The organism is Rhodococcus sp. T2V, assembly GCF_029269925.1.
In the GTDB taxonomy this organism is placed as follows: domain Bacteria; phylum Actinomycetota; class Actinomycetes; order Mycobacteriales; family Mycobacteriaceae; genus Rhodococcus_F; species Rhodococcus_F koreensis.
The window spans coordinates 1-23,964 of sequence record NZ_JARJBD010000079.1; the positions used below are offsets into that span (position 1 = coordinate 1).

Genomic DNA, 23,964 nt, shown 5'->3' on the forward strand with positions numbered 1-23,964 from the left:
CAGTTCGGTTTGCGTTCGATCGGAGTCTCCGCGTTTCGGATCTCGAGGCGGAGCAGCTTGCGGCCGGGCGGAGCCTGCACGGCCCCGGACGGTGTTCGTGGTGTGGCAGTCACGTGTCGATTCCTGGGTGGTGGTTCCCACCGAACCGCAGTGCCGGAGCGCAACCACGGTTCGGCGGGGAGTGCTACATGTTGATCGGGCGGCCGAGCGCCGACAGGACCGATTCGTGCATGGCCTCGGACAGCGTCGGGTGCGCGAAGACCACGTCCGCGAGATCGTCACCGGTGGCCTCCAGGGATCGTGCGATGCCGAATCCCTGGATCTGCTCGGTGACTTCGGGCCCGACCATGTGGGCACCCAGCAGTTCACCGCTGTCGGCGTCGAAGATGGTCTTGACGAAGCCTTCGGATTCACCGATGGCGAGTGCCTTGCCGGACGCCTGCAGATCGAACTGTCCGATCTGCAGGGAACGTCCGCTTGCCCGCGCCTGGTCCTCGGTGAGGCCGAGGCTGGCGACCTGGGGCCTCGAGTACGTGCATCCGGGGACATAGTCCTTGTTCAACGGTGTCACGTGCGGGGCTCCCGCCAGCTTGTCGACACACAGCACGCCTTCGTGACTCGCCTTGTGGGCGAGGCACGGGGCGCCGGCGAGGTCGCCGATGGCGTAGATCCCGAATGCGGTGGTGCGGCACCACTCGTCGGTGGTGACGAACCCGCGGTCCACCTCGACGCCGACGTCCTCGAGCCCGAGATTCTCGACGTTGCCCTGGATGCCGGCGGCGACCAGAACCCGCTCCACGACCAGTTCTTCGAGGGATCCGTCCGCGCACTTCACCGTCACGGCGACGGAATCCGCGCCGACGGTGAGTTCGGACACCGAGGCGCCGGTGTGGATCTCGATCCCGCGCTTCTCGAACTGCCGGCGCACGTGGCCGGCCACCGCGGCATCCTCGACGGGCATGATCTGCGGTGCCAGTTCGACGAGGGTGACCGCACTACCCAAATCGTGGTAGAGGCTCGCGAACTCGACGCCGATCGCACCGGAACCGATGACCAGCAGCGACTTCGGAAGTTCCTGGGGCACCAGCGCGTCGAAGTAGGTCCAGACCCGATCGCCGTCCGGTGTCACCCCGGGCACCGAACGGGGACGCGCACCCGTGGCGAGGATGATGTGGTCGGCCCGGTACTCGGTGAGCGGCGACGCCGAGTCACCGTCCTCCCGAACACCCACCACACCCTTTTCTGTCAGTCGCGCGGTGCCGCTGATCACGTCGATGCCGTTCTTCTTCATCAGATATCCGATACCGTCGGACAACCGCCCCGACACCCCACGGCTGAACTCGACCAATTGGGCCATGTCGAATTCGACACCGCTGGTGGAGAACCCGAGGGGACGCAGATTTGCCAGCGTGTGCGCCACGTCGGCGCCGTGCAGCAGGGCCTTGGTGGGAATGCAACCCCAGTTCAGGCAGATTCCGCCGAGCCGGTCCCGTTCGATCACCGCGGCGCGGAGTCCGTGTTGGGCGGCGCGGATGGCGGCGACGTAGCCGCCGGGTCCGCTTCCGATCACCAGGACGTCGTAGTTGTCAGTCATCAACACTCCCTAGACCAGCATCAACGCGGGTGATTCGACGAAGCGCCGCAGTTCCTGCAGGAACGTCGCACCGAGGGCACCGTCGATCACGCGGTGGTCGCACGACAGCGTGACGGTCAGCATCGTGCGGACCTCCATCCGACCGTCCACGACGATCGGTCGTTGCTGCCCCGCACCGACGGCGAGGATGGCGCCCTGCGGTGGGTTGATGATCGCGTCGAATTCGCGCACGCCGAACATACCGAGGTTCGAGATGGTGAACGTGCCGCCCTGGAACTGCTCGGGCGTCAGCTTGCCGGTCTTGGCCCTGGTCACCAATGCGTGAACCTCACCGGAGATCTCGGCCAGGCTCTTGCTCTCCGCTCCGCGAACGATCGGCGTGATCAGCCCCGACGGCAAGGCGACGGCCACCGAGATATCGACGGCGGAGAATCTCAGCACCGATTGCGCCGCTTCGTCGAACTGGACGTTGACGTCCGGGACCTTGCGCAGCGCCGCAGCGCAGGCCTTGACCACGAAGTCGTTGACCGACAGCTTGACGGCCGGCACCGTTGCGTTGATCTCCGTGCGGAGTGCGAGGAGATTGTCGATCTCGAGGTCCGCGGTGAGCCGGAAGTGCGGGGCGTTGCGCTTCGATTCCTGCAGGCGCTGACCGATCGCCTTGCGCATCGAGTTGAAGGGGATCGTCTCGAACTCGGGTATCGCGTGCAGGGTGTCCGTACCGCCGGCGGGCGCCGGTGTCGGTTCGGGAACCAGTCGGAACGTCCTTTCGGCTTCCCGGACGTCCGCCTCGCAGACGCGCCCCCGCGAACCGGTGGCCCGGCAGTCGTGCAGGTTGATGCCCAGAGATTTCGCCAGTCGACGTGCCACCGGCGTCGCATCGACCGCGCCGTCGTCCTCGGCGGAGCGTCCGGGCACACCTGAGCGAGTCGGCGACGGTGCCTCTGCGACGGTTCCGCCTGCCGAGCGAATCGCATCGTGGACGTCGGCGAGCGAGATCCGGCCGTCGCGGCCGGTCCCGGCCACCCGGCCCAGGTCGATCGACAGTTTCTCGGCCAACCGCAGGGAGTGTGGCGTCGCGAAGACGTCGCCATTCGTCTGTCCCCGTAGCGAATCCGGGACGGTGGTGGTGCCGGATGGCCGCGCCGATTCCTGGGCCGCCGGAGCGGACGGGGTAGTAGTCACGCGCGGCTCTGCGGGCGTGGGCTGCCCGCCCGGTGTCCGCTCCGGCTCGGACGCGGGGAGGTGATCCGCGCCGATTCCGGTCAGGAACTCCTCGATCTCGGCATCGGAGACGGCCGCGTCCGCCGACACCGCCAGGACCGCACCCACCGGCAGCGTGGCACCCGGCTCGGCGACGATGCGCCGCAGTGCGCCGTCGAACGGCGCCTCCAACTCGTTGGTGATCTTGCTGGTCTCGATCTCGCAGATCAGATCGCCTTTTGCGAAGGGCGATCCTTCGTCGATCAACCACGCGGTGACGGTGCCCTCGTCCATGGACAGGCCCCATTTGGGAACTTCGATCAGCTTGATGTCGCTCATGGTCAGGCAGTCACCACCTTGCGTACCGCGGCCTCGATGCGCGCCGCGTTGGGAAGCCATGCCTGTTCGAGCACGGGGGAGAACGGCACCGGGGTGTGCGGCGGGGTGACCAGTTCGATCGGTGCCTTCAGCGAACCGAACGCCTTGGTGGCGATCAGTGCGGCGACGTCGTGGCCGAACCCGCACCGCGCCGCGGACTCGTCGACGATCACGACCCGTCCGGTGGACGCGACGGATTCGAGGACGCCTTCCTCGTCGAGGGGCGAGACGGTCCGCGGGTCGACCACCTCGACGGAGATGCCCTCGGTGGCAAGTTTGTCGGCGGCCGTGTTGGCGGCGTTCACCATCGCCGAGAGCGCGATGATCGTGACGTCCGTACCTTCCCGGGTGTAGTTGGCGACCCCGAACGGGATCGTGTACGGCTCGTCGGGAACCTCGCCCTTCAGGTCGTACAGGGTCTTGTGCTCGCAGAACACCACCGGGTCGTCGTCGCGAATGGACTGGATGAGAAGACCTTTGGCGTCATACGCGTTGGACGGGGCCACGACCTTGAGGCCGGGGACCGCGGCGAACACGTTGTACGGGGACTGCGAATGCTGCGCCGCCGCCGAGAATCCGGCACCGATCATGCCGCGCACCACGAGCGGGGTGCGGGCCTTTCCGCCGAACATGTAGCGGAACTTCGCCGCCTGGTTGTACAGGGCGTCGTAGCAGACTCCGAAGAAGTCCATGAACATCAGTTCGGCGACCGGACGCAGCCCGGTCAATGCGGCGCCGGCTGCCATCCCGATGATCGCGGACTCGGTGATCGGGGTGTCGATGACCCGGTCGGAACCGAATTCGGTCCACAGGCCCTTCGTCACACCCAGCACCCCGCCGAACGCCTCGAGTTGTCCGGACTCGAGTTCCGGATTGGTACCCGCCTGGCCGCCACGCAGGTCTTCGCCGATCTGCACAACCGTCGCGTCGCGTTCCATCTCCTGGGCGAGCGCGGCCTTGATCGCTTCGCGGTACGTCGTCTTCGACGTTGTCATTTCTGTTCTCACTCTCAGTACGACACGTAGACGTCGGTCAGAAGGTTTGCCAACGGCGGATACTCGGCCTGCCGGGCCTTCGCCACGGCGTCGTCGACGCGGGCCCGGGCGTCGGCGTCGATCGCGTCGAGCTCCTTCGCGGACACCTTCTTGCTGTCCGGGTGGTTGCGAAAATTCAGCAGCGGGTCTTTCGTCTTGCGCAGCTCCGCAACCTGATCCGCGGTGCGGTACAGTTGCGCGTCACCTTCGAAGTGTCCGTGCCAGCGGTACGCGATCGCCTCGATCGACGTGGGTCCGCCTCCCATGCGCGCACGCTCGACGGCCTCACGGGTTGCCTCGTACACGGCGAAGAAGTCGGTTCCGTCGACGGTCACGGCAGGCATGCCGAAGGAAGCCGCACGGGAAGCGATACTGGGTGCGCCGACGGCGTAGTCCCGGCCGGTGGCCTCGCCGAAACCGTTGTTCTCGGTGACGAAGACGATGGGAAGGTCGAGCACGACGGCCATGTTCATGGCTTCGAAGACCGTTCCCTGGTTGGAGCCGCCGTCGCCGGTGAACGAGGCGGCGACACCGCCGTTGCGCAGTGTCTTCGCGCTGAGTGCCGCGCCGATGGCGAGGGAGGGTGCCCCGCCGACGATGGCGTTCGCGCCGAGCATGCCCACCGACAGGTCGGCGATGTGCATCGAACCGCCCTTGCCGTGGCAGAGGCCGTCGTCCTTCCCGAAGATCTCCGCCATCATTCCGTGGAGGTCGCACCCCTTGGCGATACAGTGTCCGTGACCGCGGTGGGTGGAGCCGATGTAATCGCTGTCCTGCAGGTTCTCGCACACGCCGACGGCAATGGCTTCCTGACCGGAGTACAGGTGGATGAAGCCGGGAATGTCGCCGGTGGCGTTCTCCTCGTGAAGCCGGTCTTCGAACGCTCGGATCTCGGACATCTTCCGATACGCGCTCAGTAACGAATTCTTGTTCAGCGCCATTGCACTCCCTTGGTTTCTGCGTTGTCGCCGGCTACCTCGGGGCCGACCTCCGATCGCGATGCGGCGCCGGAACGGTTCGTGCCTCGTGTAACCCGGGTCATGAATGTAGGGAGATATGACGTGCGCACTAAAGGTTGCAGCGGATTGCAATCGGGCGGAGCTTTCGATGCGCTGTCGGCCGGAGCGCCTATTTCCCTAAGCGAATCATCGATGACATCGCGAGCGGCGCGGAGGACAATGAAAGCCGACCGGCCCCGGCAGCTGGAGTCGGCCATGGTCGTGTTGTGTCAGAGTCTCGTTCCGCAGTAGTGGCCGAGGCTGCATGCCAGCGTGTCTCGCGTCAACCTGCATGGAGTGGAGATGTCTGATCACAGCCCGACCTCGACAACTTCTCCTCCGCCGAACGACGTCTCCAATGCGCTACTCGTTCGGTGGGCTTTCGGTCGGATCAACGCCAAGGACGTCGACAGCCTGCGAAGTTTCTGGACCTCCGACTCCACCGTGCACTTCCCGACCGGGACGTGTCGCGGGAGCGACGAGATCGCCGGCTACTTCGACCAGGTATTCGCCGCCGTCTCCGACCTCGCCTTCGAGATCGTCTCGATGGCCGAAGCCGGCAATGACGTCCTCGTCCACTGGCACCTGACCGGGCGGCACGTCGGCACCTTCGTCGGCGTCGCCGCCACCGGCCGGCGAATCGAATTCGAGGGATTCGACCATTTCGTCATTGCCGACGGAAAGGTTGTCACCAACACGGTGCGCTACGACCAAATGGAGTTCGCCCGCCAGATCAAGTTGCTACCGCCCGACGGTTCGATTGCGGATCGCGCGTTGAAGGTGGCTTTCAACGCCAAGACCCGTGTCGTGGGTATGGCTCGTCGGCGTTAGCTCGCGAATACGGGACCTCGCAGTAGAACTCGATCCGGGACGTCGTCTGCCTGCGCGTCAGATCAGGGTGCAAACTTTCCGACGGCGTCGAGGTTGGCGAACACCTCACCCGGCTGGACGAGATTGGCGCCGGCGGTGTCGTTGAAAACCTGCGCGAAATATGGGGAGAAGCGGAACGGCCAATATGTGGGTCCTATCCCGCCACCGTGGGGCGTCATGAGCGTCGGCATCATTTCACCCACGTTGTAGGTGGCGACCATCCTCTCGCCCTGTGGGACCCCGTTGATCGTCACAAGCCCGTAGGCGCCGTCCATCCGCAGCCAGATATTCTCGACCGCAACAGAATTCCCGGTCTTGCTGATCAATCTCGGGCCGCCGGGATAGTACACGCCCTGGCATGCGTCGATGTAATTGGTGTGCGATCCGATCGGCAGGTAGAGACCGGTTTTCCCGGGCTTGGCCTCGAACGGTGTGATGCCTTCGACCGCGATCTCGTTGTCGTTCACCAGCGCAACCATTCGCGGGGGGAAATCGAAGTTGGCATATCCGAAGGGCGTGAAGTACGGCATCCTCAGACACTCGGCCTGAGCAGTCGGCACGGGCGCGTGAAGAGATAGTCCCAGAACCAGAATGATCGCCCCGGCGATCCCTCCTACAAACGCACGTAAGATACGCATCTCTGCTCCAATCTTCGGGTTTGTATTGCGCGGCACCGGGCGGCAGGTAGCACCGAGAAGCGCTAGGAAGCGCCGAGAAGCCTCATGTAGTAGATTACGCGCCCAGCGCCCGACATTGAATCGCCATTTTTGCGGGGCTTGAACTTCTGTTGGGAGTATTGCCGCCGGGGACTGACGTTCGACTTCAACGCCAGCGTCCGGGCGAGGCCGTCAAGCGACCGGCACCCGACCGGCACCCGTGTGGTCGACCGCCAACCGTCGCCGCCGCGGGGTGCTCACCCTGCACGATTGTGGCGAAGTCCGGCTTGGGCAGATTCCGGCGGGTCGAGATCGACTCGGGCCGAGAATCACGGCTATGGAACCTTTTCCGGGCGCCGTCGAGCGGGACCGCTCTGTGAACACATGCTCGACGCCCCCGTACGAAGACCGCGAATCTGGCAGCGAGCCTGAAGGAGTGTTGGGGCGAGGTGGCCCGCCCCAAATCGGTACCGCTCGTGTGAGTTTCGCGCATTGCCATTGCGGAGAGTTGACCATTTGTGCGGTGCCGGATCGACTTCGGGCCATCCAGGCGTTTGACCGCCGGGAGTTCACACGGTCAGGGCCGCGGGCGCGCCGATCGGCAGGCCGGGGACCGCGTACACCGCGCCGTCGTGGTAATCGGTGACGTACAGCGTGTCGCCCGCGATCAGCACGTTCCGCAGCGGACCGTAGGGCCCGGTGACCGAGCCGTCCGCGTCGGTCACGAACGTTCCGACGACGGTGTTGGTGGTGGTGTCGATCACCGCGACGGTGCGTCCGTCCCCGACGGTGACGAATGCCCGGCTGCCGTCGGCGCTCAGCGCGAGATCCTGTGCGTCGCCGGTCAGTCGCACGGTCGCGATCTCGCTGCCGTACGTGGCACTCGCCAAATCGATGTCGATCACGGTGACGAGTCCGTATCCGCCCGTCACGCGCCACCTCCCTCCTGTTTGGTCGGTGATGAACTCTCCGTTGGAGTAGCCGCCGAAGGCACGCTCCACGGTGGTGACGTGCTGGGTGACGTACAGCCGGTTCCCGTCCACGACGGTGACGCTGTGCGGGACGTCGGTGAATGCGCCGCTCATGCTGTTGAGGTCCCACTCGGGACCGATGGCGAACTCCGCCGTCTCGGTCAGGGAGGCGCTGTCGATCACGCTGACCGTCGCGCCGCTCGCGCCGTACAGGTGACGACCGTCCGCGCTGATGCCGAGAGCGGTGAACGCGCCGAGCGGTTGCGCTGCCACGACGGTGTTGGTGGCGGTGTCGATCACCGACACCGTGCCGTCCTCGCCGGAGGCGTAGAGACGGGTGCCGTCGGGGCTGACGATCATCTCTTCGTTCAGGGTCCACCCCTGGTACTCCTCGGAGTAATACGGCCAGATGGTCGCGACGACGGTGTCAGTGCTGGTGTCGATCACCGAGATGGTGAACTGTCCCGGGTTGCTGACATACACCCGGCTGCCGTCCGGGGCGGCCGCGATCGTCGACGAACCCCAGTCGACCGCGATCGGTGTCCCGACTGTCCCGTCTGCGTCGATGACCCGTACGTAGCCGTCCTCGCTGAGGACGTAGAGCCGGTCGTCGACGAGGGCCGCGTCGGTCGGGTGCCCAACCGTGATCTCCGTCGACTCGACGTCGAGGACGGCGGGGGGAGGCGCCGGCGAGACGGGCACGGTGACGTCGACGTTGGTCACGTACTGGCCGTCTCTGACTGTGAAGGTGACCGTGTCGGTGTCCGGTCCCTCCGACTGTCGGGCGAGGTCGCGGGCAGCGGCGGTCGGGGTGAAGACGAACGCCCCGTCCCCGTCGGAGACGACGGAACCGGACGGTGGTGTGGTGTAGGTGAAGGTCACGGGGTCGCCGTCGGGGTCGGGCGGGAGCGTGATCGTGACCGCGCCGTCGGACGTGCTGGGAGCGCCGACCGTCGATGCCGCGGATGGCGCGGAGTTTACGAATGTGAGCGAGAGCACCCGCACCCGCCCGTCGACGGCGTCGGTGACGAGCATCCGGGAACCGTCGGCGCTCATGGCGATGCTGTGCGTGCCGGCCTCGGGGGACGTCTCGTCGATACCGACAATCGACACCACCTTGGCGGTCGCGGTGTCGATCACCCACAACCGATCCGAGTCGGTCACGACATAGGCTCCGCTGCCGTCGGGGGTGACGCGCACGGCGGTCGGCCGCGACCCGACGGCGACGGTGCCCACGACCTTGTTTGTGGTGGTGTCGATGACCGAGACGGTGTTGCTGCCGCGGTTGGTCACGTAGACCCGGGTGCCAGTGGGGTTGACGGCGACGGCGTTGGGTGTGGTGCCGACCCCGACGGTGGCGACGACCTTGTTCGTGGCGGTGTCGATGACGGAGACCGTGCCCGGGGAGAAGAGGCTGCCCGCGTTCGTGACGTACGCGCGGGTGCCGGTAGGGGTGTTGGCGACGGTGACGGCGTTGGGTGTGGTGCCGGTCGTGATGGTGGCGACGACCTTGTTGGTGGTGGTGTCGATGACCGAGACGGTGTTGCTGCCGCTGTTGGTGACGTACACCCGGGTGCCGGTCGGGTTGGCCGCGACGCCGGTCGGCGAGGTGCCGACGGTCACCGAGCCGACGACGACGTTGGTTGCGTCGAGCACGGAGACGCTCTTCGAACCCTGGTTTGCCACATAGGTTCTGGTGCCGGCGAACACCACACCGGACGGGTTGGACCCGACGGTGGTGGACTGCACGACCTTCATCTGTGCCGCGGACACCGGCACCTGCACCGGCACGTCCACCCGGTTGCCGGACTGGATGTCTGTGACGGTGACCGTGAACGAGTCGTAATTGGCGCTCGGGTCCAGCGCGGCCGGGTTCAGCGCGTCCGCAGAGGCCGCCTGGCGCGCTGCCTGGGTGGGGGTGTAGATGAAGCCGCCTGTGGCGTCGACGGTGACCGTTCCGCCGCTCGGCTGGGTGACCTCGTAACGAAGTTGGTTTCCGGACGCATTGATCGAGCCGAGTACCGCACCGGTGCGGCGGTCGGGCACACCGACGATCGGCCCGGCAGTGGAGGCAGAGCTCGTGTCGGCGGATGCGGTGCTCGCGACGGCGAACGATGCGATCGACTCGCCGGTCCCGACGGAGGATGTTCGTGTTCCGGCGAACGATTCGATCGGCTCGCTGGTCGTGACGGGTGCGACAGCCAGCGCTCGGCTCGACGACGTCTGCCGTTCGGATACGGCGGAGATGCGAGCACCAATCGGGTTCGTTCCAGGTCACGGCGCAGAGCGCTGTGGACGATCCCCATGCTTCGTGTATCGGCGGGCTCATGCAGGTCTTTCATGTCCCTCTCCCTTCCCTCGTCCGCACCGCGCAATCACGTTGGACCGCATCATTCCGCCGACCAACGACTTACGCGGTTTCGACAGGGCTGGACGCCGTCTCGCGATTTCGGCCGACAGGTATGTCGAATATCCGTCTTGGTGATTCGGCCGCTGGTGTGCACGAAGGTGGGCCCGGCTCGACCGAAGATCTCCCAGACGCCGCGGATCGCTCGCCGATTCGTGCGCCCGATGACCCGCGGGGTGGCGAGGGGTTCGGGTCGTTCACGACGACTCCAGGTTGTGATTGCGGTGCTATGGCGTCAGCCCTGATACATTAGGTTCAATCAGGTTGTACTCAAATTATCGGAGCTGCGATGGTCGAAGTCAAGAGGCGTTACGACGTTTCCGGCAGGCAGGAGCGGGCGAGAGCGAGACGGCGTGCCGTGGTCGTGGCTGCGAAGGAGCTGTTCGAGCGAGACGGCTTCCGTGCCACGACACTCGCGGCCGTCGCCGATCGGGGGGGTGTCTCGGTGAAGGGCCTCTACAAGAGTTTCGGTAGCAAGGCCGCCCTGGCGAAGGCGGTGTTCGATTTCGTGATCGCCGGTGACGACGAGCCGGTGTCGGTCGCCGACCGGCCGGAGCAGCAGGCGATGCGCGAAGAGCCGGACGTGCGCCGCAAGATCGAGATGTTCATCCACGCACTGGCGCGGCGGCAGCAACGGTCGGCCAAAGTGCAGATCCTAATTCGCGACGGACAACATGTGGACGACTCGCTCATTCCAGTCTGGCGGCAACTGAGCGAGGAGGGGTTGACCGCGATGACGATGATCGGGGGCCACCTCGCGGCGACGGGCCAACTTCGCGCCGGCATCGAACTCGACGAGGTACGCGACGTGCTGTGGAACTACCTCGCGATAGACACGTACGAGCGGCTCGTCCTCGAACGGGGATGGACACTCGACCGATACTCGGACTGGATGACGCGAACGATCATCGCCGCCCTGTGCCCGCAGGGGTAGGGAGCGCTCGGGAGCCGGTCCGAACCGCCGGTGAGATTGCGATGGCGTCGTCCCGCGTAATGATCGTTCCTCTATTGTCTTGCAGCGCCTTTGAGGATCCCGTGCGGCCGCCGACGATGAGTGAGCCGGCGGTATCCCGAGCAGGTGCCACACGAACGCGACCGCCACCTCGGGTGAGGTGGCGGCCGCGGCTGTTGTCCGTGGTGCTCAGGCCATTGCGGGAACGGCTACCAGGATGAACCAGCACAGCGCTGGTGCGACTGCGACGACGATGCCTGCGTTGAGGAGGAGCTGGCGGTAGAACGCCGGCCGCTCGATGTTCTGGGCGTTGGCGAGGACGAGGGCGCCGTTCGTGGAGAACGGGGACACGTCGACGACGGTCGCCGAGATGGCCAGGGCCGCGACGACTCCGACGACGGGGAGTGCGCCGGTCTGCAGCAGGGGCAGGGCGAGCGGGATGATCGCGGTGAGTAGTGCGGTCGAGGATGCGAATGCTGACGTGACGCCGATGACGTAGCAGAGGACGAACGCGACGAGCAGCGGTGCGCCGACGGTGATGGCCATTTCGGCGAGGTGGTCGATCGTGCCCATCTCCTCCATGATCGAGATGTAGGTGACCATGCCGGCGACGAGCAGGACGGTGGACCAGCTGATGCCGGCGATGGCTTCGTTCTGCTTCGACAGATCGGTGAAGGCGAGGACCGCGCCTGCGGCGATGGCGACGAAGCTGATCGGCAGATGCAGCACCAGCACGAGTACGAGCACGGTCGCGATGAGGAACAGGGTGAGCTTCTGGACCCGGGTCACGGGGTGCGCGTCGGGCACGATGCTGGTCGAGGTGTGCTTGCGAGTGAGTACCTGCGTCCCGCCCGACGAACCTGCACCGCCGGTGGTCGGCGTGCAGTCCGGTGCCTCATCAGTAGTGGGACGCGATGTACCGCTGCCGGTTTCGTCACTCGTGCCGGTGGCGGTGTATTCGAGGTCGCGGACTCGGGCGAGGACCGAGTAGCCGACCACGGTCAGCACCGACAGCAGGAGGTTGATGCCGTAGCTGGCGAAGAACAGCGTCCAGGGTGCGATGGTCAGGCCGCTGGAGTTGACGATGTCGGTGACGAGGACACCGGAGACCGAGATCGGCGAGAACGCGCCGGCGTGGGCGCCGTTGATCGTCATGATGCCCATCACGAGCGGACTCATCCGGGTGCGCGCGGCGAAGGACATCGCCGCGGGCGAAATCAGCGCGACCGCGGCGGGGCTGAAGGTGCCCAGTGCCGTCAGCACGGAGGCGGAGAAGAAGAACACCCAGGGAACGATCACCGTCCGGCCGCCGACGGCGCGGATACAGGCGTTGACGAGGAGGTCGATGGTGCCGTTCCTCTTGGCCATGCCGAAGAAATAGGTGACGCCGATGATCGTCAGGACGATCGAACTCGGGAATGCGGCGAGGATTTCCTTGTCGTCGTATCCGAGGGCGAAGGCGCCGACGAGGAAGGCGCCGATGAAGCCCAGGATGCCGATGTTGATCGGGAAGATGGTGGCGATCACGAACATCGCGACCAAGGCGATCAGGGGGAGTATTTCGATGGAGGTCATGGTCGTTCTTTCGCTTGCTGTCCGGCAGGGTCGCCTGTCCGGTCGTCGGCTGTTCCGGTTGCGTGAACAAGGGGGGCCTCGGCGCGTCCGCGGGCACTGAATGACGGTGCCGTGGTGCGCGTCTGCGGTGTCTCCCGACTTGTGACGGGGTCACGGTGTGGGGTCGGAGCGGGCGCGGTGGAATCGACCAGTTCGGTGGACAGCTCCTCGACCCGGTCCCGGTCGGCGGGAACGTCTGCGCTTCGGGGTAGCCGGCTCGTGGTTCGCATGTCACATCCTCTCGTCGATCATGTCCTACATCACGCTAGAGACGACGGAAGTTCAGAACAATGTCACGTTTCTATCCGGGGGTTTAGTTCTGCTTAAGTCAGTGCCGCGACCCGTCAATTGCAGTGCTGGTGCTATCCCCGCCTGGTTACCAGTAGCTATGCGCGCCGCCCGGCGGGACGATCGCCCCGTGATGTAAGTCAAACTTAAGGACGGTCCCCATATTCGAAATTGTGCTCCAACCTGGTGTGGCGCAGGGTGGACGGTGTCACCGCTGGAGATTCCGTTCCCTTACCCCGATCAGAGCCTTCGGCGGTGCCTCAGACTTCGTCACGAACGAAAGGTGGCCGGACGGTGTTCACACTCCGTGGAACCTGGATGCGAGGCGGCACCAGCAAGTGCTGGCTCTTCAACGCGGTTGATGTCGACCCTCTGGTCGAACAGGCGGGCGGGCTCGACGCCATACTCACGTCGGCCTTCGGGTCGGGTGACCCCCGTCAGCTCGACGGCGTGGGCGGCGGCAGCTCGACGACGTCCAAGGCCGCGATCGTGCGCCGATCCGCCGAGCCGGGCATCGACGTCGAGTACCTGTTCGCGCAGGTGGCGATCGGTGACCGCCGGGTCGAGTGGGGCAGCAACTGCGGAAACTGCGCCACCGGGATAGGGCTGTATGCGCTGCAGTCCGGGCTCGTCGCGGTCGACAGTGCGACGACGATCGTCCGGATGCGCAACACCAACACCGGTGCAATCCTCACCGCCGAGATCGCGACCCCGGGCGGGGTGATCCCCACCGAGGGGGTTGCCGCCGTGCCGGGGACCAGTGCGCTCGGTGTTCCGGTTGCCCTGACCTTCACCGGCCTCGCCTCCGGTACCGCACTGCTGCCCACCGGGTCGGCGTCCGATTCGATCACGCTCGGTGATCGCCGCTACCGGGGCACGATGGTGGCCGCCGGGGCGCCGGCCGCGCTGTTCGACGCCGCCGACCTGGGCCTGAGCGGGGCGGAGGACAATGCGGTGATCGCCGACCACGTCTCCGATCTCGTGGCTTTGCGGCGCGAATCGTCACTGCGGATGGGGCTGAGCAGGCCCGGTGACCCCATCTCGCATGCCATTCCGAAGGTCGGTGTGATCGGCCCGCCGCGGGACTATCGCACGAGCGCGGGCATCGACATCGCCGGTAAGGACTACGACGTCTCGGTCCGCATGCTGTCCATGCTCGCCCCGCATCCGGCGATCGGCCTGACATCGGCCGTCGCCGTCGCCGCGGCCGCCACCGTGAGAGGGGGAGTGGTGGCCGACAACGCCCGGGTGCGGTGGCCCGGATCGCTGCGACTGGGAACGGCCGCGGGCGTCCTCGACATCGACCTCACCACCTCCCCCGACGGAGTGATCGAGGCGGTCTCACTGCACCGCGCGGCGCGGCGCATCGCGGCCGCAGAACTGTTCGTCGCCTCGCCGGCCGCCGTGCTGGCGGGATCCGCACGGTGACCCGCTAAGCGTCGGCGAAACCTTCCTCGAGGCGCCGCGCTGCCGCCATGCACTGCGTGATGGCCTCCTGCGCGGCCGGGCTCAGCCGCCGCTCGGTCAGGTGCGCGACCAGGATTCGGCGCTGCGGAGAGCGGGTCGCGAGCGGGATCGACCGGACGTCAGGGCGGGGATTGAGGACCGCGAGCCGCGGCGCGATGGCCACCCCCAGCTCGACCCCCACCATCGCCTGAACCTCCCCGTAGTCGTGGGCGAGGAAGCTTGTCCGGGGCGTGAATCCTCCTTGCTGGCAGAGTCGTTCGAGGGTGTGGGCCACCGGGTGATCGTCGGCGCGCACCACCCACGACTCGTCTCGCAGTTCGGTGATCCGGATCGACTCCCGGTCGGCGAGTCGGTGTTTCTCCGACACCAGCAGCAGGGTCGGGTCGTTCATCAGGTGGTGGTACGTCAGGAGTGGATCGTCGATCCGGTTCCACTCGTAGTCCCACAACAGGGACAGTTCCGTCTCCCGGCGACGAAGCGATTCGACCAGCTGCGCGAATCGTCCACTGAGGACACGCAGGTCGATGCCGGGGTGGTGGGTCTTGAATTCCTTGACCACCAACGGCAGCAGCGTGGATCCTGCCGTGGGGAAGGTTCCTATTGCCAGCATTCCCGCGCGCAGTCCGCGGATCTCCGCGAGCTCGGCGTCCGTGGCCTCGAGTTCGACGAGGATCCGTTCGGTGTGTTTGACGACGGAGCGGCCCGCGTCGGTGAGCATGATGCCGCGTGCGTGCCGTTCCAGCAGCGGTTGCCCGGCCTCCTTCTCGAGTTTGGCGATCTGCTGCGAGACCGCCGACGTGGTGTATCCGAGCGCCGCGGCAGCCGCGGTGATGGAGCCGTGCTTCGCGACCTCGCACAGAGTGAACATCCGCGTCGTGTCGAGCACGTGGCCACCTGCCTTTAGAAGAATTTAAAGGGAGTCAAGATACTTGCGATTGTACTTCACTCGGGCGGATGACAGATTGGAGTCCGCACGCGCGGGAAAGGTGCCGTCCGACTTCCACACAGGCGCCACCGCACCTTCCCGCCTCCATCGCCTCTCGACAATGCCGAGGACTGCCCATGAGCGTGAATCCACACGATGACACCCCGACCTCGAGTTCGCCAGGGAAGGCGAACCGCGGTCCGCTGCGGGGGATCCGAGTTCTCGACATCAGCACCGTATACGCCGCTCCGATTACCGCGATGCTGCTGGGCGACTTCGGCGCCGACGTGATCAAGATTGAACACCCGACGGGCGACCCCGCCCGATCCCACGGGGCGAACAAGGACGGCCACGGACTGTGGTGGAAAGTCATTGCGCGCAACAAGAAGTGCATCACCCTCGACCTCGGCACCCCCGAGGGCCAGCAGATCCTGCGGGATCTCGTCGTCGACGCCGACGTGCTCGTGGAGAACTTCCGACCCGGAGTGCTGGAGAAGTGGGGGCTCGGACCCGACCGGCTGATGGCGCTCAATCCAGGCTTGATCATGTTGCGGGTCACCGGCTTCGGACAGGACGGGCCCTACGCGGAACGTCGCGCATTCGGTACCCTCGCCGAGGCGATGAGCGGATTCGCACACCAGACCGGTGAGGAGGACGGACCGCCGACGCTGCCTCCGTTCGGTCTCGCCGACGGTGTCGCCGGCATTACCGGCGCCTTCGGCGTGGTCACGGCACTGCTGCACCGCAACAGCCTCGAAGGCGACGAGCAAGGGCAGGTCATCGACCTCTCGCTGCTCGAACCCCTGGTCGGCATCCTCGGCCCGGGCCCCACCGCCTTCGACCAGCTCGGCGCGATCGCCGGCCGCCTAGGCAACCGCTCGCCCAACAACGCCCCCCGCAACACGTACCTCACCAAGGACGGCCGGTGGGTGGCGATCTCGGCCAGCGCCACGTCCGTCGCCGAACGGGTCATGCGCCTGGTCGGACGAGCGGACCTCGTCGAACAGCCGTGGTTCGCCTCCGCCGGGGACCGCAGCCGCAACGGCGATCTCCTCGACGAGGCGGTCGGGAAATGGATCGCCGCCCGCCCGTTCGACGAGGTCGTCGCCGAGTTCGAGCGCGTCGGCGCCGCCCTAGCACCCATCTACGACGTCGAGCAACTGATGAACGACCCGCACGTCCGCGCCCGCGACATGATCACCACCGTCGACGACGAGGACCTCGGACCCCTCGCCATGCAGAACCTCATGGTGCGCATGCTCGGCACCCCGGGCGCCATCCGATTCCCCGGACGGCGACTCGGACAGGACAACACGCAGATCTACCGCGACACACTCGGATTGAATATCGAGGATCTACAGGAGAAGGGTGTCATCTGATGGCCCGCAGCTACCTCTTCGTGCCCGGACACAATGAGAAACTCCTCGGTAAGGTCTTCGAAGCCGGTGCGGACGCGGTGATCCTCGACCTCGAGGACGCGGTCCCGCCGGAGTACAAGGATGCCGCCCGCGCTCGCGTCGCCGACACTCTGACCATCCACCCGGAGTGGGTGCGCATCAACGCTGTCGGCACCGCGCTCGCCGCCGACGATCTGGCCGCGGTCGCCGACCGTGCTCACGGCATCCGCATCCCGAAGGTCGACTCGGTCGACGACGTGCGGTGGGTGCGGGACCGGGCACCGGAGACGCCACTGATCTGCGCGATCGAAACCGCGAAGGGAGTTGCCAACGCCCCGGCCATCGCCGCCGAACCCGGCGTCGAACACCTCGCCCTCGGCGGCATCGACCTCCGGAAAGACCTCGGCATCGGCGACGGGGACGCCCCGCTGCAGTACGCGCGATCGCACCTGGTCATCGCCTCCCGGGCCGCGGGCATCGCACCACCGATCGACAGTGTCTACCCCCACCTGCGGGACACCGACGGACTCGCCCGGCAAGCCGCCCACGCCCGTTCTCTCGGCTTCGGCGGCAAATCCGCGATCCACCCCTCCCAGCTGCCGATCATTCACACCGCCTTCATCCCCGGCGAGGACGAACTCGCCTGGGCACGACGGGTTGTGAACGTCTTCGAGGAGTCCGGCGGGGCCGCCGTCCAGCTGCCGGACGGCGAGTTCGTGGATCTGCCCGTCGCCGAGCGGGCTCGCAGAATCCTCCAGTCTCAGTAGCCTGCAGGAACGGCTGTTGATCGCCGTGCAGGCGAGGGTGGCCGCGCAGCGACGGCGCGATCCTGCACGGCGAAGACATCCCGGCTTCTGCACGTGGCAGCAAATGTGCGAACCGGATCTGGCGTCCGCGGTGTGCCGCGACCACGGATGAGCACCACGGACATACATCAATCCTGTTCATGTCTGTACATGCCTAATATGAGTTGGATTTATGTGAGTGGACTCACTTCACTGGAGGCATGAACAGAAACACTCCGGCGAGTAGCGATGCGGACCTCTTCGCAGACGAGGTCGTGATCGACCCCTATCCGACGTACGCCGAACTCCGAGATCTCGGCGCGGTGGTACATCTGCCCGCCAACGACGTCTATGCCCTGACCCGCTACGACGTCATCCGCGACGCACTGGCCGACCCCGGTACCTTCTCGTCCCGGACGATCGGCTTCAATTCCGTTGTCAACGAGGCGCTTCAGGGCACGTCACTGGCATCCGACCCGCCGATCCACACAGAATTGCGCGCGACCCTTTCCGAGAACCTCTCTCCGCGGGCGCTGCGGGGGCTCCGGGATCAGATCCACACCAAGGCCGATGCGCTGGTCGCGGATCTGGTAGCCAGGGGATCGTTCGACGCCATCGATGCATTGGCGCGCGCCTTCCCGCTCGAGATCGTCGCGGACTTGATCGGTTTCACCGGCGAGGTGCGCGACAACATGCTGCGCTGGGGACAGGCCGCGATGGAAGTCATCGGTCCGATGAATCAGCGGACCGCGGAGAACTTCCCGATCGCCGGCGAACTCTACGGTTGGTGCACCGGGGTCGGGGCCGCCGATCTGGCGCCGGGGTCGGTCGGTCGCGGCATCTTCGACGCCGAGGACCGCGGCGCCATTCCTCCCGGCACCGCCGGCCACATCATCCACCAGTACCTGGGCGCGGGTGTCGACACCACGATCGCCGCGCTCGGCAACATCGTCGCGCTCTTCTCGGCTTTCCCCGATCAGTTCGACCTGGTCCGCAGAGATCCCGCGCTGGTGCCGGCCTCGTTCAACGAGGTACTCCGGTTCTGGGCGCCGGTCCATGCCTGGGGCCGCTCGGTGACCCGGGACGTGAACATCGACGGCACCCTCGTGCCGGCCGGATCCCAGGTGGCGATCCTGTTCGGCGCAGGCAACCGCGACCCGAGGCACTACGAGAACCCGGACGCCTTCCTGGTCCAGCGAAATCCCGTCGACCACCTCTCCTTCGGATACGGACCGCACGGCTGCGCCGGCCAGGGCCTGGCCCGCTTGGAAGCCCACGCCGTCATCGGGGCACTCGCCGTCCACGCGCAGCGGCTGGTGGCCGCCGAGCCGGTTCGGTTGCCCAGCAACATCACCCGCTCCATCGACGCACTCGAGATCCTGAAGGTGGTCCCAGCATGAAAAGAATCGTGATCGACCGGCCTCGCTGTGAAGGCCATGGACTGTGCGAAGAGATCGCTCCCGACCTGATGCACCTCGACGGCGCGGGCGAACTGATCCTCGACGTCGAGAACATCGCCGAGGGAAGCCCGGAACTCACGGACGCCGGCGCCGCGGTCCGGGTCTGCCCGGTGGCCGCACTCAGGCTCGCATGAAACTCACCGACGTTCCCCAACGAATCCTGGTCATCGGCAACGGGATCGCCGGCCAGACCGCGTGTGACAGTCTCCGCGCCGCGGGTTTCGACGGCGATCTGACCATTGTGGGGGCCGAACCCCGGGCGGCGTACTCGCGGCCCGCACTCTCCAAGGCGCTCCTGGTCGACGGCGGTTCCCACGAACTGGCACCGCCTACGCACGAGGCGACCGAGGTGCTCGGGGTGGCGGCCGTCGACCTCGACGTCGAGTCCCGCCGGGTGCGTCTCGACGACGGTTCGGACCGGACCTACGACGGACTCGTGATCGCCACCGGTTCCAGGGCACGGCGCCTGGGCGGCGACCACAGCGTGGAGCTGTCCTTGCGCACCGTGGACGACGCCCTGGCCCTCCGGGAACGGCTGGCGGCCCGGCCCACGGTCGTGGTCGTCGGTGCCGGTCCGCTGGGCATGGAGATCGCATCCGCGGCCCTGTCGGCGGGGTGCCGGGCCACGCTGGTAGCCGACGGCCCGCCGATGCTGTCGCACCTGGGGCGCTGCCTGTCCGAGACGTTCACCGCGGCCGCGGTGGCCAGAGGGCTCACGGTCGTCGTCGGCTCGGCTGCCGGGATCGACGACGCGCGTGGGGTGGTCCTGCGCGACGGATCGCGAGTCGACGCCGACCTGATCGTCAGTGCGATCGGCGACATACCCGACACGGAGTGGCTGGCCTCCAGCGGACTGCTGACCGGCGGCCGTCTCGAGGTGGACTCGCGCGGCCGGGTCCGGCCCGACATCGTCGCGTCCGGGGACGCCGCCGCCGTTCCGACGCCGACGGGAATACGTCGAATTCCACTGTGGAGCAGCGCTATCGAGCAAGCGAAGGTCGCTGCCCACGCGCTCCTGGCGGGCGACGATGCGCCGGAACTCGACCTCGAACCGTACTTCTGGACCGAGCAGTTCGGGCTGAACCTCAAGGCCACCGGGCACCTCCCGGCCGCCGGTGAACCCGAGTTCCTGCTCGGCGACAGCCCGCACGGACCGTCGGTGATGCGCTGGACCCACGTCGGCGGCGACGGTGTCGCGGTCGCCGTCAACCATCGGATGCCGATCCCGACGCTGCGCCGCATGGCCGCCGCGGCCGGATGACGTCGACCCCTCGGGAGGAGGACGCGTAACTTCGTGTGGATGAACCAACCCGGTGATCACTCGAGTGATCTCGGCCTGGAGCGGCTCGCCTCGGTCAACCTCAACTTGCTGGTGCCGTTGCTGGCCCTGCTGGAGGAAGGATCGGTCACCCGCGCCGCGGCCCGGGTGGGCATGTCCCAGCCCGCGATGAGTCATGCCCTGGGGCGGATGCGCCGACTGATCGGTGACGATCTGGTGACGCGGCAGGGGAGCGGGCTGATACTCACACCGCGTGCCCGGGAACTCATCGCACCACTGCGCGAAGTGCTGCGGCAGACCGCGCAGGTGGTGAATTTCCCGGGCTTCGACCCCGCGCGTGACAGCCGCACCATCACGGTTGCGATGACCACCAGCACCGCATTCGTGGTCGGGCCGGGTTTGGCGCGGCTGATCGCCGAGCGGGCACCGAATGCGACTCTGCGGGTGCGCAACTTCGTTCAGCCGCAGCCGAGCGACTTCACCGACGACGGCGTGGACGTCGTACTCCTGTCCGAGGCGTTCACCTCGCCGTACCCGCGCGAGCGCCTGTACGAGAATCGCTGGGTGGTGATCGCCCACCCGGACAGCGATCCCGGGGCATCCGCACTGGATCTGCTCACGTCTCTGCCCCATGTCACCTACGACTCCCGGCACCGGGTGGCGCCGTACGCCGCGATGGACGCGCACGGCGTGCAATACCGGATCGGGCAATTGATCTCCGACCACCTGCTCATCCCGCACATGGTCGCGTCGGCCGGCGGGGTGGCGGTGCACACATTCCGCGTTGCTGTCGCGATGCGGGAACGGGTGGACCTCCGCATCGAGGAGTTCCCGCTGCCGGTCTCGCCGTTGGGGATCGACATGGTGTGGAATCCGCGTCTGGCGGATGCGGCGTTCATCGCCTGGTTGCGGGAGATCCTCGTCGACGCGACGGCTTTCGAGTTCTAGTCGTCCGACGCGAGTAGGTGGCACCACGAGTCGGTGAGTTCGTCGAGGCACGCCTCGCGGGGAGTCTGCCAGCCGACCGCGAAGTAGCGGCGCGAGAGGTACTCGAGCTGACCGAACGCGAGCACGCAGCGAATCCGGCGCCGATCGGGAGGGAACCGCGTGGCCTGGTCCAGTCCGGCCGTCATGTCGCCGACGGCGGACTCGAACCACTGCTCGGTCTTGGCTGCGACGTCCGGTTCCTGGGCTGCCTGGTAGGACGCGGTGAGATAGGGCTTGATCTCGTCCCACTGGGAGAACTTGCGGTCCAGCCACTCCTGGATCCGGTCACGCGAGCCCGAGGCCACCACCGCGGTGAGCGTGGGGTCGTCGGCAGCGGTGAGTATTGCGTCGACCTTCGTCAGCAGCGCGCTCATTACGTCCGCCTTGGACGAGAAGTGCAGGTAGAAGGTCGTCCGGGTCGATCCCGCGGCGCTGGCTATGTCATCGATCGTGGTTGCGGCATAGCCCTTGGTGCCGAACAGCTCGAGCCCTTTGGCGAGGAAAAGGTCGTAGGTCATTTGCTTCTGTGCGGCGCGGAGCGACATGACCTCAGATTGTAGCCGCAGTCCACCCACGAATCAGGTAGGCCATTCACAAGACGATCAATCAATTCACTTGACGAGCTGTAATGTTAATGGCTACCGTGGCGAGTACCACGTCATGCGCACATGACGTTGACGAAAGGAAGTGCCGATGAAGGGCTCCCAGACCGCCGAGAGAAACACCGTCCACACCGTTCTCGGCCCAGTTCCCGCCGACGAACTGGGGGTTGTGTCGGTTCACGAAGCGCTGCTGTCCGTGGTCCCGGGCGCAGAGCACGCATTCGACATCACCCCGGACCGCGCCGCGACCTTCGAGGTGCTGGTGGGGAAGCTCACCGAATTCCGGGACCACGGCGGGCGGACGATCGTCGACAGCACCGGCATGTTCCACGGCCGCGATGTCAAGCTCTACGAAGCACTGTCACGCACGACCGGAGTGCACATCGTCGCGTCGACGGGAATGGGACCCGAGGAGATGCTCGGCGGATACTTCGTGACGCCGCAGACCAATCCGCCGACACCCTGGCCGGCAGACAAATTCGCCGACCTCTTCACCAAGGAGATCACCGAGGGCATGGTGGTTCCCCGGGTGGAGCGCCGGGGTGCCGCAGGCCTGGTGGCTACCGCCGCGAATCCCGGCGGAATGACCGCCACCGAGGAAAGCCTCCTCCGCGCCGCGGCCCGAACCGCCCGTGACACCGGCGTACCGGTGTCACTCCGCTTCGGTAAGGACGCGGTGCACGACCTCGGGATCGTTGTGGACGAGGGACTGCAGGCCGACCGCGTCGTCGTCGGCGGACTCGACCGCAGGGATGCGGTCGACGCCGGCGCGCCGCTCGAGATCGCCCGCCGCGGAGCCTACGTCGCCCTCGACCACGTGGGTGCGGACGGCGGCATACACGTCACCGACGACGAGCGCGCCACCCTGATCCGCGAACTGGTCGACGCCGGCCATGGCGACCGAATCCTCCTGTCGAGCAACGCCACCGGCGTGTCGGTGGGAGAACCGGGTCTCGATCTGCCGTTCAGCTACATCCTGTCGACTTTCGTGCCGCTCCTCACCGCGCAGGGACTCGGCGTCACCGACATCCAGCGCGTGCTCGTAGACAACCCGCGCGACCTACTGTCGGTGCGCTGAGCACCCGACCCCACATCATCGAAGAATCGTCCGCCCCGAAGGGGAGCTGCCTGTGTCAAGAGTGAACACCGTCCTGGGATCGATCCCGCCCGAAGAGTTGGGCATCGTCGCCGTCCACGAGCACATCGGATACGGCATGCCCGGCTCCGAGCTGGATACGAGGTGGTGGAAGACCCCAGAGGAGCGGTACCAGGAGACCGTGCCGAAATTGCGCAAGTTCCACGAGTACGGCGGCGGAACCTTCGTCGACGTCACCGGAATCTGCAACGGCCGTGACGTCGACTACTACAAGTCGCTGTCCGCGAAGACCGGCGTCCACATCGTCGCCTGCACCGGATTCGTCGGCGGCGACACCGCCCTGCCGTTCTTCGAACGCGCGAGCGTCGACTACCTGACCAAGCAGTTCCTCCACGAGATCACCGTCGGCATCGGTAATACCGGCAGCCGCGCCGGAGTCATCAAGGTCGGCGTCAGCCGCGGCGGCAAGATGACCGACCTCGACAAGCGCATCTACCGGGCCGCGGCTCGCGCCGCACTCGAGACCGGCGTACCGATCCTGACCCACCTGGCCATCGACGCCGAGAACGCCATCGCGATCTTCACCGAAGAAGGACTCCCGCTGCACCGCGTGCTGTTCGGGCACGCCGACGACGGAGTCAACGCGTCGAAGACACGCGACCGGTGGATCGCCGAACAGGGCGGCCGCGTCGGCTTCGACACCTTCGGCTACGAAACCGAACTCGAGGACCCGCCGTTCTGGGCCCGCCCGCGCAAGGAACGCCTCGACCACTTTCTCGGGTTCCTCGCCGCCGGTCACCTCGATCAGGCGCTCGCCGGCGTCGACGCCAACTGCAGCCCACTCGGTTGGCCCGGAGTCAAGGGTCACACCTGCAACTACCTGTTCGAGGACCTCATCCCGGATCTGCGCGAAGCAGGCCTGGACGAGGCGACCATCACCACGCTCTTCGTCGAGAACCCGGCCGACTTCCTGACCATCCAGAACTGACTAGGACGAGAAT

20 protein-coding genes and 1 pseudogene are annotated in these 23,964 nt (G+C 66.5%); 11 read left to right on the top strand and 10 right to left on the bottom strand.

Features of this window, described 5'->3' with window-relative positions:
- From P3H15_RS40425 to P3H15_RS40445, 5 genes and pseudogenes are all read right to left on the bottom strand, one after another.
- Positions 1-113, bottom strand: a pseudogene (locus P3H15_RS40425) (lipoyl synthase); the annotation flags it as partial.
- Positions 114-184: 71 nt separating this feature from the next.
- A complete protein-coding gene (gene lpdA / locus P3H15_RS40430) occupies positions 185-1,594 on the bottom strand; it encodes a dihydrolipoyl dehydrogenase (protein ID WP_276142410.1) in 1,410 nt (469 codons plus the stop codon).
- A 9-nt stretch (positions 1,595-1,603) separates the two neighbouring features.
- Positions 1,604-3,136 (bottom strand): 2-oxo acid dehydrogenase subunit E2, encoded by a 1,533-nt coding sequence (locus P3H15_RS40435; RefSeq protein ID WP_276142411.1) that lies wholly within the window; start codon positions 3,134-3,136, stop codon positions 1,604-1,606.
- Positions 3,137-3,138: 2 nt separating this feature from the next.
- On the bottom strand, positions 3,139-4,170 hold the full coding sequence (locus P3H15_RS40440) for an alpha-ketoacid dehydrogenase subunit beta (protein WP_276142412.1): 1,032 nt from the start codon (positions 4,168-4,170) through the stop codon (positions 3,139-3,141).
- A gap of 14 nt (positions 4,171-4,184) precedes the next feature.
- Complete coding sequence (locus P3H15_RS40445; protein WP_095863522.1) at positions 4,185-5,150, bottom strand: thiamine pyrophosphate-dependent dehydrogenase E1 component subunit alpha; 966 nt, start codon at positions 5,148-5,150, stop codon at positions 4,185-4,187.
- Between the two features lie 360 nt (positions 5,151-5,510).
- On the opposite strand from P3H15_RS40445, the gene P3H15_RS40450 reads away from it, so the two are divergent.
- A complete protein-coding gene (locus P3H15_RS40450; RefSeq protein WP_276142413.1) occupies positions 5,511-6,038 on the top strand; it encodes an ester cyclase in 528 nt (175 codons plus the stop codon).
- Between the two features lie 62 nt (positions 6,039-6,100).
- Here P3H15_RS40450 and P3H15_RS40455 read toward each other — a convergent pair whose 3' ends face one another.
- The gene (locus P3H15_RS40455) at positions 6,101-6,715 is read right to left on the bottom strand and encodes a hypothetical protein (RefSeq protein WP_276142414.1); all 615 of its coding nucleotides are present in this window, start codon (positions 6,713-6,715) and stop codon (positions 6,101-6,103) included.
- 587 nt (positions 6,716-7,302) lie between these two features.
- Positions 7,303-9,750 (bottom strand): YncE family protein, encoded by a 2,448-nt coding sequence (locus P3H15_RS40460; protein WP_276142415.1) that lies wholly within the window; start codon positions 9,748-9,750, stop codon positions 7,303-7,305.
- Positions 9,751-10,400: 650 nt separating this feature from the next.
- Here P3H15_RS40460 and P3H15_RS40465 point away from each other — a divergent pair.
- Positions 10,401-11,045, top strand: a complete 645-nt coding sequence (locus P3H15_RS40465; protein WP_276142416.1) for a TetR/AcrR family transcriptional regulator — start codon at positions 10,401-10,403, stop codon at positions 11,043-11,045.
- Between the two features lie 207 nt (positions 11,046-11,252).
- Here the strand turns inward: P3H15_RS40465 and P3H15_RS40470 are convergent, their stop codons facing one another.
- Positions 11,253-12,638, bottom strand: a complete 1,386-nt coding sequence (locus tag P3H15_RS40470) for an SLC13 family permease (protein WP_276142417.1) — start codon at positions 12,636-12,638, stop codon at positions 11,253-11,255.
- Positions 12,639-13,283: 645 nt separating this feature from the next.
- Here P3H15_RS40470 and P3H15_RS40475 point away from each other — a divergent pair.
- Positions 13,284-14,393: a PrpF domain-containing protein gene (locus tag P3H15_RS40475; RefSeq protein WP_276142448.1), complete on the top strand. Its 1,110-nt coding sequence runs from the start codon at positions 13,284-13,286 to the stop codon at positions 14,391-14,393.
- A gap of 4 nt (positions 14,394-14,397) precedes the next feature.
- On the opposite strand, the gene P3H15_RS40480 is transcribed toward P3H15_RS40475, so the two are convergent.
- Positions 14,398-15,318, bottom strand: coding sequence for a LysR family transcriptional regulator (locus tag P3H15_RS40480; protein ID WP_276142418.1), 921 nt, complete (start codon positions 15,316-15,318; stop codon positions 14,398-14,400).
- Positions 15,319-15,494: 176 nt separating this feature from the next.
- Between P3H15_RS40480 and P3H15_RS40485 the strand changes: the two genes are divergently transcribed.
- From P3H15_RS40485 to P3H15_RS40510, 6 genes are all read left to right on the top strand, one after another.
- Positions 15,495-16,736: a CaiB/BaiF CoA-transferase family protein gene (locus P3H15_RS40485; protein ID WP_276142419.1), complete on the top strand. Its 1,242-nt coding sequence runs from the start codon at positions 15,495-15,497 to the stop codon at positions 16,734-16,736.
- Positions 16,736-17,521, top strand: coding sequence for a CoA ester lyase (locus P3H15_RS40490; RefSeq protein ID WP_276142420.1), 786 nt, complete (start codon positions 16,736-16,738; stop codon positions 17,519-17,521). The genes P3H15_RS40485 and P3H15_RS40490 overlap by 1 nt, the downstream gene beginning before the upstream one ends.
- A 239-nt stretch (positions 17,522-17,760) precedes the next feature.
- The gene (locus P3H15_RS40495) at positions 17,761-18,939 is read left to right on the top strand and encodes a cytochrome P450 (RefSeq protein ID WP_276142421.1); all 1,179 of its coding nucleotides are present in this window, start codon (positions 17,761-17,763) and stop codon (positions 18,937-18,939) included.
- Positions 18,936-19,133 carry a ferredoxin gene (locus P3H15_RS40500; RefSeq protein WP_276142422.1) on the top strand — a complete coding sequence of 66 codons (198 nt, stop codon included), beginning with the start codon at positions 18,936-18,938 and terminating at the stop codon, positions 19,131-19,133. The genes P3H15_RS40495 and P3H15_RS40500 overlap by 4 nt, the downstream gene beginning before the upstream one ends.
- Positions 19,130-20,260, top strand: coding sequence for an NAD(P)/FAD-dependent oxidoreductase (locus P3H15_RS40505; RefSeq protein WP_276142423.1), 1,131 nt, complete (start codon positions 19,130-19,132; stop codon positions 20,258-20,260). The genes P3H15_RS40500 and P3H15_RS40505 overlap by 4 nt, the downstream gene beginning before the upstream one ends.
- A 39-nt stretch (positions 20,261-20,299) precedes the next feature.
- The gene (locus P3H15_RS40510) at positions 20,300-21,226 is read left to right on the top strand and encodes a LysR family transcriptional regulator (protein ID WP_276142424.1); all 927 of its coding nucleotides are present in this window, start codon (positions 20,300-20,302) and stop codon (positions 21,224-21,226) included.
- Here the strand turns inward: P3H15_RS40510 and P3H15_RS40515 are convergent.
- The gene (locus P3H15_RS40515) at positions 21,223-21,810 is read right to left on the bottom strand and encodes a TetR/AcrR family transcriptional regulator (protein WP_276142425.1); all 588 of its coding nucleotides are present in this window, start codon (positions 21,808-21,810) and stop codon (positions 21,223-21,225) included. The genes P3H15_RS40510 and P3H15_RS40515 overlap by 4 nt on opposite strands.
- 148 nt (positions 21,811-21,958) lie before the next feature.
- Here P3H15_RS40515 and P3H15_RS40520 point away from each other — a divergent pair, with 148 nt between their 5' ends.
- Both P3H15_RS40520 and P3H15_RS40525 read left to right on the top strand, forming a co-directional pair.
- Positions 21,959-22,945 (top strand): phosphotriesterase, encoded by a 987-nt coding sequence (locus P3H15_RS40520; RefSeq protein ID WP_276142426.1) that lies wholly within the window; start codon positions 21,959-21,961, stop codon positions 22,943-22,945.
- Positions 22,946-22,997: 52 nt separating this feature from the next.
- Positions 22,998-23,951, top strand: a complete 954-nt coding sequence (locus tag P3H15_RS40525) for a phosphotriesterase (RefSeq protein ID WP_276142427.1) — start codon at positions 22,998-23,000, stop codon at positions 23,949-23,951.
- Positions 23,952-23,964: the final 13 nt, after the last annotated feature.

Coding starts and splice junctions, on each gene's coding strand:
- lpdA (WP_276142410.1), bottom strand. CDS start 1,594: ATGACTGACAACTACGACGTCCTGGTGATCGGAAGCGGACCCGGCGGC.
- P3H15_RS40435 (WP_276142411.1), bottom strand. CDS start 3,136: ATGAGCGACATCAAGCTGATCGAAGTTCCCAAATGGGGCCTGTCCATG.
- P3H15_RS40440 (WP_276142412.1), bottom strand. CDS start 4,170: ATGACAACGTCGAAGACGACGTACCGCGAAGCGATCAAGGCCGCGCTC.
- P3H15_RS40445 (WP_095863522.1), bottom strand. CDS start 5,150: ATGGCGCTGAACAAGAATTCGTTACTGAGCGCGTATCGGAAGATGTCC.
- P3H15_RS40450 (WP_276142413.1), top strand. CDS start 5,511: ATGTCTGATCACAGCCCGACCTCGACAACTTCTCCTCCGCCGAACGAC.
- P3H15_RS40455 (WP_276142414.1), bottom strand. CDS start 6,715: ATGCGTATCTTACGTGCGTTTGTAGGAGGGATCGCCGGGGCGATCATT.
- P3H15_RS40465 (WP_276142416.1), top strand. CDS start 10,401: ATGGTCGAAGTCAAGAGGCGTTACGACGTTTCCGGCAGGCAGGAGCGG.
- P3H15_RS40470 (WP_276142417.1), bottom strand. CDS start 12,638: ATGACCTCCATCGAAATACTCCCCCTGATCGCCTTGGTCGCGATGTTC.
- P3H15_RS40475 (WP_276142448.1), top strand. CDS start 13,284: ATGCGAGGCGGCACCAGCAAGTGCTGGCTCTTCAACGCGGTTGATGTC.
- P3H15_RS40485 (WP_276142419.1), top strand. CDS start 15,495: ATGAGCGTGAATCCACACGATGACACCCCGACCTCGAGTTCGCCAGGG.
- P3H15_RS40490 (WP_276142420.1), top strand. CDS start 16,736: ATGGCCCGCAGCTACCTCTTCGTGCCCGGACACAATGAGAAACTCCTC.
- P3H15_RS40495 (WP_276142421.1), top strand. CDS start 17,761: ATGAACAGAAACACTCCGGCGAGTAGCGATGCGGACCTCTTCGCAGAC.
- P3H15_RS40500 (WP_276142422.1), top strand. CDS start 18,936: ATGAAAAGAATCGTGATCGACCGGCCTCGCTGTGAAGGCCATGGACTG.
- P3H15_RS40505 (WP_276142423.1), top strand. CDS start 19,130: ATGAAACTCACCGACGTTCCCCAACGAATCCTGGTCATCGGCAACGGG.
- P3H15_RS40510 (WP_276142424.1), top strand. CDS start 20,300: ATGAACCAACCCGGTGATCACTCGAGTGATCTCGGCCTGGAGCGGCTC.
- P3H15_RS40515 (WP_276142425.1), bottom strand. CDS start 21,810: ATGTCGCTCCGCGCCGCACAGAAGCAAATGACCTACGACCTTTTCCTC.
- P3H15_RS40520 (WP_276142426.1), top strand. CDS start 21,959: ATGAAGGGCTCCCAGACCGCCGAGAGAAACACCGTCCACACCGTTCTC.